We start from the raw sequence: 12,309 nt of genomic DNA, 5'->3' as shown, positions 1-12,309 counted from the left end.
CCAGCCTCCTAAATCAGCACAAAACCGGTAATCAAAATATTGACCACCGCTAAAGGCATTAACACTTTCCAACAGACCCACATCAATTGATCGGGTCTAATGTGTGGCCATGCTGCTCTTACCCACAAGAAAAGGAAAATCCACAGTGAAACTTTCAGCAACATTGCAATGGCTCCTGGGATAAACCAAATTGGATTGTAACCACCCATAAAGATGATGCTGACAAGAACTGAAATCGTGATCATATTGGCATATTCGCCAATGAAAAAGAGACCCCAACGCATACCCGAATACTCTGTTGCATACCCGGCAACGACTTCTGCTTCAAATTCAATCGTATCAAATGGCGCACGATTGGTTTCCATGAATCCCGCCATCGCAAATAAAATAAATGCTAAAGGCTGTTTCCATACAAGCCAGCTTGTCACACCACTGTTTTGATAGTCATTGATATCAATCAGTGAAAGTGAGCCTATCAGCATAATTGGTGCAAGCACCGATAAACCGCTTACCACTTCAAACGAGAGCATTTGTACTACGGCACGTGCTGCACCTAAAAGCGACCATTTATTGCTACTGCTCATACCAGCAAGGAGCGGTCCATAAATACCCACCGATGCCACGCCCATCACATACAAAAGCGCTACGTTAATGTCTGAGATAATCGGATGAATGGTATAGCCAAAAAGTGTAAACTCTGGAAAATAAGGAACAGCTGCCATTGCCACAAACGCGGTTACTGCTGCAATAACAGGAGCTATCATAAAGATAGGCTTAACCGCATTTTGAGGAACAATGTCCTCTTTGGTAAAGAGTTTAATGCCATCGGCTGCGAGTTGCAATAAACCATAAGGTCCCACGTTCATAGGTCCAAGACGGCGTTGCATAAAGGCTAAAACTTTTCGTTCAATAAACGTTGCAAAACCTGCCATGGCTGCCACAATTGACACAACAATCACGGCTTTGACAATGGTTTCAATCAAAACGGCTGTTTCAAACATGTTCAACTCCTTTAAGCACTACGTGAGCAAATCGGTAGCCATCTTTAAAGAATGGCACGGTATCAATTTTAGTATCAAATGTCGGAAGGTAGGCAATCATGCCATCAATCATTTTTTCTTCTTTAACCGCAATCACCAATTTCGCACCCGCTTCATTTTCTACAGTGACAACAGAGCCATCGTGAAGATTTTTAGCTTCTAAAAAAGCCGTTGATGCATAAAGTGCGCCCGCTTCATTTAACTGATGCGCTTTGTTGGTAAAGGTGCTAAATTGATGTACAGGATTGGCTCTGTAAACCACATCGCCCTCTTTACATGTAAAGCTTGCAATTGGTTCAACGTCATCATTACATGTATGGCTTTGAGAAGCAAGCATATAGCCACGATTTTCAGTGCCATCGTTTTCATAACGATTCGGTAAGTTATCAAATTTCTCGGCAAGAAATCCTTTTTCATTCGGTAAATACGGCGTATAATCAATCGTCCACTCCGCTTCCAGTCCAAGCGCGTTGGCGATGTCATTGAGGCAATAGCCTTTAAACGAAAGCGCAGCGTTAGTTGGAACGACCCGTTTGTTCATCGACGTAAATGTTCCTTCTTGTTGATTAAGAGCTGGCATCGCCAAATCACCCTTACCCAGTGCGCTGAGCGTAAAGTCACCTTTAACGTTATAACCTAAGCTAAAGTTTCCTTTTGCATCATCGAGATCACAGATGAGTGAAACACCTAATGTGTTGGTGCGTGATGGGATGATGACCAGTTTAAACGCGGTAAATCGCTCAATCAAACCTAAAAGTTTCGCGATATTTTGAGCTCTTGGATGCGTGTAAAGATCTTCACCTGCAATTAAACTAAAGCTATCTTTTTTATCCAAAAGTTTGGTGATTTTCTCTACCAAATCTGCGTCTGCACCGATGAGTTCAAGCAGAGCGTTGGTGTCGATTTCGATCTCTTTATCCACCATCTTTTCAATCGTTTTAACAACCTCTTTCTCTTCGCCACTCTCTTCGTCTTTCACCATCTCTTTAACTTCTTCTTTAACGCTCTCGTGGATGGTTTTTTTCTGGATACTGTGGAAAGTTGCCAAGTACTCTACAACACTTTTTGGCATCGCCTCTTTATCGCCAAAAAGATCAAGTAAGAGGTAAGCAATGGCTTCTTCAGCGCCAATCTTATGGGTGATACTGAGTAAGTTTTTAGAGTAAGCAGAAACGATTGGATCTGCCACTGGATGGAAATAGAGTCCCGCACCTTTGTTCATACCAATAGCATTATTCATTGCATAACCCGCATTAGGGCTATCGGTTTTAATGGCAGTACCAAAACTAACCACAAAATTACTTGAGCGAACGCTCTCTAAGTCGCCACTGTAAAGGCTTACTCCCGCTGTGCTTGCAAAATTTTTGAGGAAATTTTGGTACGCTTTGGCATCAACATTGACTAGCTTATAACCAAATTTCTCTTTGAGTTTTTGTAAAATCAACGCTTCTTCATTGGTAATATAACTGTCAAAAACAATGGTGTCAACTTTGGATTTAAGCAGTTCAACCGCTTTTGCAAAAGCACTCTCATCTTTACATGTAACGTCGTTTTGGAAGTCAAAACCATAACGAGCTGCCGCATGAAGTGGCGCGTAGTTATGATCGCTACTCACACGGTAAATTTTAGGCTCAGGATTGCTAATGCTGGTGTGTTTGACATCATAATAGATAAGTGAACAATCTGAGCTGTGTGGATTGGATGCTGGGATTTTTTTAAGTTCCCATGCATTGGAAGTGTATTGGAAGTCTGAGCCTACAAGTGCGCCCACAGGACAAACCGCTGTACACTCACCGCACTGCGTACAGTCAAGTGTTTCAGCTCCACTGGCAACGCCGATGATGGATTTTTGGAGTTTATTCCACATCGCATACGCGTCTTTTTCGGTTTTATCTTTCCATGCTTTATCAAGCTCTGTCCCACCGCGAGGGACGGTTTTAAGTGCTGATTCGCCGATCATGTCTTTACAGACAGTGACACAACGCTCACAGACGATACATAAAGAAGAGTCATAATGAATCGCACCCCAATTTTTGGTCGGACGATGCGTATCAGCGATGCAGTGATGTTGCGCATCGACACCCATTTCAAGGGTATAGTTTTGCAGTTCACACTCACCACTTTGATCGCACACACCACACTCTAAAGGATGGTTGATATCATAGATCTCCATAATCGCTCTGCGCTCTTTTTCGATCTCTTCCGTTTTGGTGATGACGCTCATGCCTTCTTTAGCACGTGCGTTGCAGCTATACGCCCTTTTACCATCAATATCCACCAAACACAAACGACACGCAAGGGTTGGTGAACAATTGGTCACGTAACAGAGCGCGGGGATAAAAATATCATTTCTGCGCGCAACGCCTAAAACGTATTCACCCTCTTGGGTGGTACACTGTTTTCCATCTATGGTTATTAAAACATCGCTCATTGCACTTCTGCCTTCACTATTTTTACTACATGGTAGGGATAGCTAGAGTCCGCTTTCGCACAGGGCATTAAAGCGATCACGCCTTTTAAACTATCGTCGCGAACAAAGGTGCGAGGATAGACCTCTTGGTTGATGGCAACACTGATTTTATCACCATTTTGCACTTTCGCCGCCATTTGAAACTGGGTTGAACCTATCAAAAAATTCTCTTCATCCTCTTTTGTTACAGGACATTGATAGACTACAACACCATCATAACTTTTAAGATCTGCAATCTCTTCTAAAACAGTTTCACGTTTTGATTCTACAATCGCTTCAGATGTTGCACCTACAACGAGCAATTTCGCTTTACCGTACTTCGCGATTAGTCCTGCAAGGTGCGCTATATGAGAAGCTCGTGGATGACATACAAGATCATCTCCTAAAACTAAAAGCACATTTTTAGCCTCTTGGTACAACGCTTCGATCTCTTCGATCTCTTCTTCGCCAAGATTGCTCTCAGCACTGATGTAACCCTCATCAAGCTCTTCAAAATAGCTTTGGATAGCCTCAGGAAGCTTTACATGTAAAAGAAAACTTTTGGCAAGAAGTGCCAATACGCCCTCTTCTGCCCCCACTTCATAACGACTAAAGAAAGCACTTTTTTCAACTAACGCTTGATCTTCCATCGTAAAGAGATAGACCAATTTTGAATCATTCGCACTCAAACTCTCTAAAAGCGTTGTATCATGGCGAGAAGGAAGCGTTCCTAGACACATAATAAGATCAAATCCTTTACATGTAAAAGCGAAATTCTCACAAGTTGATTGATTTAAGGCCTCTATAAATTGCTTTTTTATCATCACGCTACTTCACTTTTCACTTTTTTAACGACAATCGTCCAGTCTGTTTCATTAAACTTCAAAGAGTTCATCAATGTCCAACCCGCTTCTTTGATAACGTCTGCACTTTTTTGAATAGGAGAAAAATCACCGATCTCAAACATAAAGATAGAAACTTCACCTAAAGCCGTTTCATCAATGATCTCAAGCATACGTCCGTAAAAATCATCGTTTAAATGGCGTAAATCATAACGTTGCATTCTCTCTCCTATCTGTCAATTTCGCCAAAGACGATGTTTGCGTTACCAATGATCGCAACAACGTCGGCAAGATATTCACCCACTAACAACTCTTGTAAGAAAGCAGTGTGGAAGAAACTTGGTGTTCTTAGCTTGAGTCTATACGGGTATGGATCACCTTGGGAGTTGATGTAAAAACCAAGCTCACCTTTGGGTGATTCAGTTGCAACATACACTTCACCTACGGGTGGTCGCATACCTTGCGTTACCAGTACAAAATGTTGCATCAACGAGTAGTTTTGCGTCATAATCTGCTCTTTGGGAGCGGACACATAACTTGGTGCATGCGCGATAATCTCTGGAGAAGTTTGCGCATACATTGGAATGAGTTGTTTGAGGATGCGAACGCTTTGGCGCATCTCTTCCATATGCAGTTTATACCTTCCGTAACTATCGCAGGTGGTACTGACGGGGACATCAAACTCAACTTCATCATAGAGTTCATACGGCTCTTCTTTACGAATATCCCACGCAATGCCCGAACCTCTTAGCATCGGACCACTACATCCCCAACTTTGCGCTTGCTCAGGCGTTACCACACCCACATCTTCCAAACGCATTTTCCAGATACGATTTTGATCTAGTAAACCCTCGTAATCTGCAATGTCAATCGGTAGATGATTGATAAATTTATTGAGTCCTTCAATCCACCCTTTTGGGAGATCAAGAGGCACACCACCAATTCTCACCGAAGAGTGTGTTAAACGTGCTCCACAATAATCCTCAATCAAATCAAGCGTGTATTCTCTTTCTCTAAACGCATAAAGGAAAATGGTCATCGCTCCAACGTCAAGTGCGTGCGTTGCAAGCCAGAAAAGGTGTGAAGAGATGCGGTTAAGCTCTAAAAGCATCATACGAATCACTTTGGCACGTCTTGGAACTTCAAGACCGATGAGTGTCTCAACCGCTAAAGCAAAACCGTAGTTGTTTGCACTCGCAGCGATGTAATCCATTCTATCAGTCGTTGGCAAGAACTCATTGTAGATCATATTCTCAGCCATTTTTTCCATACCACGGTGCAAATAACCGATATCAGGGGTTGCTTTGCTAACCTTCTCACCATCAAGTTCCAAAATCAGACGTAACTGTCCATGAGAACTAGGATGCTGTGGTCCAAAGTTAACGATCATGTGGTTGTCTTCACGTTCAAAGACCACATTTTCAAAAAAGGGTTTAAGTCTGTTGACTTTTTGCATGATTAGTATCTCTCTTTCAAGATTTTAGCATCTTCTTTTTTGAGTTTTTTCACGATAAATACACCACCCTCTTCTTGGTAATCGGTGATTGTTTTTTCACTGCTTGCAGGTGCTCCAAAAGGAACTTCATGGTTAATATGTGCAAAACGATAGGTATCACTCACATCAACACGCGCACTGTCTCTCTCTTCAGGTCCTATGATATCGCGGTACTCTTTGCCAAAAATCTTATCGATTTCATACCATTGAGCAACCTCATCACCATGGAGCGGATAGGTTTTACGAAGGGGATGATCATACCAGTCATCGGGCATTAGAAGACGTTTCATATACGGATGTCCGCTGATGATGACACCGAACATATCATACATTTCACGTTCTGCCCAGTTTGCACTGTTGTAAAGGCCTGTCACACTTTTAAGTATTTCTTTCTCTTTGATGAAACATTTCACACGAAGACGTTTATGTTTAGAAGTCGAAAGCAGTTGGTAAAAAATTTCAAATTCACCACGTTTTGCCAACCAATCAATCGCACTGTGTTCGCTTAAAAAGTTATAAGAGAGTTCATCCCTAAGCGTTTGCAACACATTCACATTATCTTTTGGGTCTATATAAACAACCAATTGCCCTTTTTGAATATATGCTTCTTTAATCTCAAATTTTGCTTTCAAAACAGCTAAATCGTTTGCAAAAATTTCATCGCTCTCCACGGCTTCTTTAGAAATTTGTGGAGCTACCCAAAAACGGTCGCTGTAATAAGGCTTTTTTTGAACATTTTGTTTATCGCTGTAACTTCTCATCATACCAACCTTTTAGGTTCTAATCTGCGTGATGCTTTCTCGGTTCGAATTTTCTTTTGAAGAAGCATAAGTGCGTATTGAAGGGTTTCAGGACGTGGCGCGCAACCTGGAAGATAAATATCCACAGGCACGATGCGATCAGCTCCTTGAACGGTTGCATAGGTGTTAAACATACCGCCTGTATTGGCACAACTTCCCATACTGATGACCCACTTTGGATCAGGCATTTGATCGTAAAGGCGACGCATAAAAGGGGCATGTTTTTTAGTGAGTGTTCCTGCAATGACGATAACGTCCGCTTGTCTAGGACTCGCTCTAAAAATGGTTCCAAAACGGTCAAAGTCATAACGACTCGCACCCGTTGCCATCATCTCAATCGCACAACAGGCAAGTCCGTAAGTAAGTGGCCACAACGAGTTACTTCTACCCCATTGAACCAGTTTATCGACTGTGGTCAGTGCCACAGGAAGTCCTGCTTCTTGAAGGTAATTTATCTTATGCTGTGCCATTCGAGCGCTCCTTTTTTCCATGCGTATACAAAACCAATGGTTAAAATGATGACAAATAAAATCATCTCGACAAAACCAAACATTCCCAGAACTTTAAAATCCACCGCCCATGGAAACATAAAGATAATCTCCACATCAAACAAAATAAATAAAACTGCAAAAAGGTAAAAATGTGCAGAAATTTTATTGGGCTGTTTGGTCACTTCAGGTCCACACTCGTAAATGCTGAGTTTTAGTTTTTCAGTATCCAAACGTGACATGCTGCGACTGACAACACGTGCTAGAACAGTAATACCGTAAAACACAACGGCACCAAAGACAAGGAGAAAAAAAGCTCCAAAATAAGGATGTGCAAAATCCATGTGTGACAAAGGGGTCATCATCATTCCTTCATTCATTTTATAACACTATTTGAGCAGAGCCAAAAACGCAGTTTCTGTGAAAAAGCTACGTTAACACTAGGGTGCTTAAGCTTGCCACTAACGAGGCAAAATCTATAGGTTCACAACAAATCCATCTGAGTACTTTTACATGTAAAGTACTCAAAAAGGCTTGTTTAAAGCTTTTAATTCATAAATCCAACGGATTTCGCATCACCAAATGCACCTTTGGTTTCGCGATCAATTGAGAGTTTAAAATCTTCAAATGTAAAGAGCGGTTTTGCTTTCGTAGCCACTTTTAAAGCAGTATTTTTAAGCACTACTTTGATTTGTCCACCCGTAAGTGGATACGAGGCTAACTTTTCAACATCCAACCCTTCTTCATACGTAGCATTTTCAGGTAACAGCTTTTTCCAAAGTGCAATGCGTTGTTTCAAATCAGGTTTTTCAAAAGCGATTTTATAATCAAAACGTCTTGAAAAAGCAGGGTCAATCGTCTCTAAAAGGTTTGTTGTTGCAATAAGTAGTCCGTCGAAACGCTCAATTTGCTCTAAAAAGATATTTTGCATCTGATTGTGCATTTTATCTGCACTTGCTCCACTATCGGTTGAGCGTGCGCTTAAAAACTGATCCGCTTCATTAAGAAGCAATAAAGGTTCACTTTTCGTTTTTTTGCATAGCTCTTTATACGTATCAAAAATATTACGCACATTTTTTTCACTCTCACCCACATATTTGGAAAGAATCTTTGAACAATCAAAACTAAGCACTCTTTTTTTCATCGACTTAGCTAACGAAAGGGCGGTCATTGTTTTACCAGTTCCAGGAGGGCCGTAAAGAATAATCTTCGCATCAATGCCACTACGACGCTCTTTGATACCCCATTCACGCAGTAGCTTCACAACATTTTTATCAATTTGTTTTAGTAAATTATCGAGTACTTCTTTGGTTTTTGGGTGCAAAATCACATCATCTAAATTGGTCTTAGGATCGATCAGTTCAAAAAGTTCTTGTTCGCCAATAAGCATATCGAGCTTTATTTTCTTGCTTTTTTTCTCTTTATTGGGGTGCATGATCTTTTGCAAAATCTCTTCAGAGATGAAAAAACTTCGCGTTACGCCACCAAAGGTGCTCAGCATCTCATCGTAGTCAATAATGAGATTTTCGATCAACTTTGAGCCCTCTTCCAATAAAGAACGATTTTTGATCTTCTCATAGTCATCGACGCTAATAAGACTTATAAGAGTATTCATATCACGGAGACTTTCAAACTCTCCTGCATACTCTTCTTTGAGAAGTGCTAAGAAAATGAGCTGTTCTTTGGCACTCAACTCGTTCTCTTTAAAAATATTCTCGACCACAATCTCATTTTGTGTTACTTTTATACGCTCAACGATCCGACTCTCTAAAAGCTCTAGTTTATTTTTTAGGCGACCAATACTAGGTGAATTTTCCGTAGCATTGTGCTTTGTTTGGCTAAGTTTTTGGTAAAGTTCAATACGAAAAAATTGATCTTTTAAATATTCAAGATGATCTTCATAAGGCGTAACATCCGGTAACACTACTTCGAGTGTTCCTTCTTCGAGTAGTTTTAAAAAAGCTGAACTTAGTGTTACGGTGCTGTTTAAAAGTTCTAAATTTGAGACATCCATAACTTTGGAACTTAGAAAACTGTTTTGAACAATCCAACCTTGTTCAATCAAATCTTTGACCAATGCAAGCTGTTGTAAATGAGCATATTTTTTATCGCCAAAAAGCTTTATCAAACCATCGGCAACACCCATATCAACACTACCTAGGACGTACTCTTTGGTCATCATTTGTAAAAATTTTGCTTCGTCAATAGAACATTTAAGATGCTCATAAATCTGTGATGTTTGAACCGTTTTACTCTCTAAAAAATCTACCAAATACTGCAATACGAAACCTTTTAATCCAAGTGAAAAAAATATAGTGTAGCTTATAATGACAAGATGATGATAAAAGAACCCTTTGATTAAAAAGTTAATATCTATTTTTTACGTAATAATCCGCCTGTTTGTACTTTTTCCTTCAATACACGCTTTAAAACTTTACCCGTTGCATTCTTTGGAAGCTCTTCTACAAAGTAAATATGCTTTGGTAATTTGAAATTCGCCAAATGCTTCTTAAGATAGTGACGTAATTCCATCTCTTGAAGCTCTACACCTTCTTTGGGTTGAATAAATGCTAGTACATCTTCATCTTTTGTTTCATCTTTGATTCCAATAACCGCTACAGCATCGACGCCATCGTACTTATAAATAACCTCTTCAATTTCTCTAGGATAAATATTAATCCCTTTGGAAATAATCAAATCTTTTTTGCGATCCACAATATAAATAAAGCCATCTTCATCTTTTTTACCCAAATCACCCGTCAAAAGCCAGCCATTGATAATAGTCTCATCGGTTGAATCTGCATAGTTAAGATAACCTTGCATGACACAATCACCTTTTACCATAATCTCACCAACCTCGCCAGTTTTAACTTCCATCATCTCTTCATTGACAATTTTCACTTCATAACTTGGTAGTGGTAATCCTACAGAGAGCGCTTTTTGTCGCTCAAGTCGATTAACTGAAACAGCAGGTGAACACTCACTTAGTCCATAGCCTTCTAACAGTGTCGCTTTTTTAAATTTAGCATTAAAATCATGCAATGCTTGTTCACTGAGTGGTGCACTACCAGAGATAAAAATGCGTACTTTATTAAACCACATAAAATACCAAGGAATCTTTGCTTTTAAAAGTGCATTGTAAAGGGTAGGTACACCCAAAAAGATGGTCACTTGTTTTAACAACGTCTGTTTTAGGACATTCGCAAATGGGAAAACGGAGCGAACAATGACAATACTTGAGCAGGTAAACATCGGAAGAAGTACCATAATAGAAAGTGTAAAAGAGTGAAACATCGGTAAAAAAACAATAAAACGATCTTTACATGTAACTTGAAAGGACTCAGCCCCAGCGATAGCATTGGAAAAAAAGTTTCGATAACTAAGCATTGCCCCTTTAGGCTTACCCGTAGTTCCTGAAGTATACACAATACATGCAAGATCATCTAAATGTGGTCGTTTTGCCAAGCGTTCATGTGTTTCTAAATTGGCATCAATTTCCGTAAAGCTATAATTTCGTTCATCCAAATAAGGATATTTGTCTGTCCAAACGATTTTTTCAATCTTAGTTGTATCGAGCAAATTTTTGGTCTCATTTGCAAATGAAGCCGAAGAGATAAGCATACGTGCACCACAATCATTAAGAATGTACTCAAACTCTTCTTTTTTCAAAAAAGTATTGAGAGGTACAGCTATCGCTCCAATCTTCGTAATCGCAAATAACGAGACAACAAACTCTTCAGAGTTGCCAATAATCATAGCAACTCTGTCTCCGCTTTTAATACCGCTAAATTCTAAAAAACGTGCAAAGGTATCGATGTTTTGCTTAAGCTTTGCATACGTAACTTTACGATCGTCAATAAAAATAGCTGTTTTTTTAGGATCATTTTTAACATTCGCTTCCATGACCTCATAAAAATTCTGATACGGATAATTTAACATTCTTAGAACTTATATTTAAAAGATGCAGTCAAAAGATGGGCTGAAGAATCTGTAAAGGTACCCGATGGTGCTGATGAACTTGTATTTGTAACTGATCTTTCTTCTTTATCGTCATACAAATATGCTAACCCCACTTTAAGATTTTGTGAAAGTTTGTACTCAAAACCCACAGAATAAAGCTTTGCATCCGAATCTGGTAGTTCAAAACCAAGTGTACTATCTGGAACTGGCGTTTTATCAATCGCAAAACCTGCCATTAATTTTAAAGCATCACTGTATTGATGTGAAATACCTATGCGATACGCATTAACATCTTTCCAGTTTTTTGGTCTTGGGCTATCAAATACAGCATATGGACTTGATGTTCCCCCTGTAGTTGAGAGTGTTGAATCATAATTAAAATCTAACTCTTTGTAACTTGACCAATAGGTTCTCTCAAATACAAATTCAACGGTTGTTTTATCCATTGTATAAGCTGTAGCCAATGCCAAGGAGGCTGGTAACGGTATAGTAACCGAAGCACCTCCGCTATATCTTCCTCCAGCAATTAATGGATGAACTAGTGTTGCTTCACCTTCAACGGTTAAATCTACTTTAGAACGATATGTTGCTGAAAATGTCAAGTCTTTAATTGGCTTATAACTCATCGCAAGGTTATAACCAAAATCAATTGAATCTCCCGTTAAATCTCTAGTAGCTGTCCCTGCATTACTTTTTACAACACCATCTGTATAAACACCTCTTAATCCAAAACCTAGTGAAAATTGATCAGTCACTAAATAACTTACTGTTGGATTGACTTCAATCACTTTGAGTGTAAATTCCTCGCTCGTTCGCATTTGGTATGATTCATCCCAACGTTTAGAAAGACCTGCAGGGGCAGTGATGGAGAGGCCGTATCTCCAATCACCCATTTTAGGTGAAACATAATGCAAGTTTGGCATCAAAAATTGTTCTTCTTTAGAATCGCCATTAGCATTTCCAGCAGGAGTTGCTCCCGCAGCTGTATAATTCACCTTTGGCAAATTAATATAAGTCATTGCAACTTCAGTAAAAGCGCCATTTTCCATAAAAGACATATTTGCAGGGTTATAATAACTGGCATCTGCGCCATTTGCTCCTGCGACATAAGCGGCACTTAGTGCTACTGAGTTTAAAGATTGCTCAGGGATACGGTATCCTGAAGCTAGCAATGTCGCCGCACTAAGACTTAGTAACGTGGCTACTCTTACCGTTTGTTTCATCTATATTCCTTA

11 protein-coding genes are annotated in these 12,309 nt (G+C 39.8%); all 11 read right to left on the bottom strand.

The features are described from left to right. Positions 1-8 precede the first annotated feature (8 nt). The 11 genes from nuoH to SAR02S_RS00795 all read right to left on the bottom strand — a co-directional run bounded on the left by nuoH (position 9) and on the right by SAR02S_RS00795 (position 12,297). Positions 9-1,001 carry an NADH-quinone oxidoreductase subunit NuoH gene (gene nuoH / locus SAR02S_RS00845; RefSeq protein WP_041956031.1) on the bottom strand — a complete coding sequence of 331 codons (993 nt, stop codon included), beginning with the start codon at positions 999-1,001 and terminating at the stop codon, positions 9-11. After that, positions 994-3,471: an NADH-quinone oxidoreductase subunit G gene (locus SAR02S_RS00840; protein WP_041956028.1), complete on the bottom strand. Its 2,478-nt coding sequence runs from the start codon at positions 3,469-3,471 to the stop codon at positions 994-996. The genes nuoH and SAR02S_RS00840 overlap by 8 nt, the downstream gene beginning before the upstream one ends. Next, complete coding sequence (locus SAR02S_RS00835) at positions 3,468-4,313, bottom strand: hypothetical protein (RefSeq protein ID WP_041956026.1); 846 nt, start codon at positions 4,311-4,313, stop codon at positions 3,468-3,470. Before SAR02S_RS00835 ends, SAR02S_RS00840 begins: the two co-directional genes overlap by 4 nt. Beyond that, positions 4,313-4,552: an NADH-ubiquinone oxidoreductase subunit E family protein gene (locus SAR02S_RS00830; RefSeq protein WP_041956024.1), complete on the bottom strand. Its 240-nt coding sequence runs from the start codon at positions 4,550-4,552 to the stop codon at positions 4,313-4,315. The genes SAR02S_RS00835 and SAR02S_RS00830 overlap by 1 nt, the downstream gene beginning before the upstream one ends. An 8-nt stretch (positions 4,553-4,560) precedes the next feature. Next, complete coding sequence (gene nuoD / locus SAR02S_RS00825) at positions 4,561-5,787, bottom strand: NADH dehydrogenase (quinone) subunit D (RefSeq protein ID WP_041956022.1); 1,227 nt, start codon at positions 5,785-5,787, stop codon at positions 4,561-4,563. 2 nt (positions 5,788-5,789) lie between these two features. Further along, the gene (locus SAR02S_RS00820) at positions 5,790-6,590 is read right to left on the bottom strand and encodes an NADH-quinone oxidoreductase subunit C (RefSeq protein ID WP_041956021.1); all 801 of its coding nucleotides are present in this window, start codon (positions 6,588-6,590) and stop codon (positions 5,790-5,792) included. Then, positions 6,587-7,096, bottom strand: a complete 510-nt coding sequence (locus SAR02S_RS00815; protein ID WP_041956019.1) for a NuoB/complex I 20 kDa subunit family protein — start codon at positions 7,094-7,096, stop codon at positions 6,587-6,589. Before SAR02S_RS00815 ends, SAR02S_RS00820 begins: the two co-directional genes overlap by 4 nt. Next, positions 7,078-7,467 carry an NAD(P)H-quinone oxidoreductase subunit 3 gene (locus SAR02S_RS00810; protein WP_041957212.1) on the bottom strand — a complete coding sequence of 130 codons (390 nt, stop codon included), beginning with the start codon at positions 7,465-7,467 and terminating at the stop codon, positions 7,078-7,080. Before SAR02S_RS00810 ends, SAR02S_RS00815 begins: the two co-directional genes overlap by 19 nt. A 194-nt stretch (positions 7,468-7,661) precedes the next feature. Next, on the bottom strand, positions 7,662-9,395 hold the full coding sequence (locus SAR02S_RS00805; RefSeq protein ID WP_041956017.1) for an ATP-binding protein: 1,734 nt from the start codon (positions 9,393-9,395) through the stop codon (positions 7,662-7,664). A 92-nt stretch (positions 9,396-9,487) separates the two neighbouring features. After that, on the bottom strand, positions 9,488-11,053 hold the full coding sequence (locus SAR02S_RS00800; protein WP_041956015.1) for a fatty acid--CoA ligase: 1,566 nt from the start codon (positions 11,051-11,053) through the stop codon (positions 9,488-9,490). Between the two features lie 2 nt (positions 11,054-11,055). Continuing rightward, positions 11,056-12,297 (bottom strand): OmpP1/FadL family transporter, encoded by a 1,242-nt coding sequence (locus tag SAR02S_RS00795; protein WP_041956013.1) that lies wholly within the window; start codon positions 12,295-12,297, stop codon positions 11,056-11,058. Positions 12,298-12,309: the final 12 nt, after the last annotated feature.

The sequence above is a fragment of the Sulfurospirillum arsenophilum NBRC 109478 genome (assembly GCF_000813345.1).
GTDB lineage: Bacteria > Campylobacterota > Campylobacteria > Campylobacterales > Sulfurospirillaceae > Sulfurospirillum > Sulfurospirillum arsenophilum.
Note: the sequence above shows the minus strand (reverse complement) of the source record. Positions and strands in the feature narration are given on the sequence as shown.

Bases quoted from the DNA above. Each gene is read 5' to 3' on its own strand.
- SAR02S_RS00820 (WP_041956021.1), bottom strand. From the start codon at position 6,590: ATGATGAGAAGTTACAGCGATAAACAAAATGTTCAAAAAAAGCCTTAT.
- nuoH (WP_041956031.1), bottom strand. From the start codon at position 1,001: ATGTTTGAAACAGCCGTTTTGATTGAAACCATTGTCAAAGCCGTGATT.
- SAR02S_RS00795 (WP_041956013.1), bottom strand. From the start codon at position 12,297: ATGAAACAAACGGTAAGAGTAGCCACGTTACTAAGTCTTAGTGCGGCG.
- SAR02S_RS00830 (WP_041956024.1), bottom strand. From the start codon at position 4,552: ATGCAACGTTATGATTTACGCCATTTAAACGATGATTTTTACGGACGT.
- SAR02S_RS00835 (WP_041956026.1), bottom strand. From the start codon at position 4,313: ATGATAAAAAAGCAATTTATAGAGGCCTTAAATCAATCAACTTGTGAG.
- nuoD (WP_041956022.1), bottom strand. From the start codon at position 5,787: ATGCAAAAAGTCAACAGACTTAAACCCTTTTTTGAAAATGTGGTCTTT.
- SAR02S_RS00840 (WP_041956028.1), bottom strand. From the start codon at position 3,471: ATGAGCGATGTTTTAATAACCATAGATGGAAAACAGTGTACCACCCAA.
- SAR02S_RS00815 (WP_041956019.1), bottom strand. From the start codon at position 7,096: ATGGCACAGCATAAGATAAATTACCTTCAAGAAGCAGGACTTCCTGTG.
- SAR02S_RS00800 (WP_041956015.1), bottom strand. From the start codon at position 11,053: ATGTTAAATTATCCGTATCAGAATTTTTATGAGGTCATGGAAGCGAAT.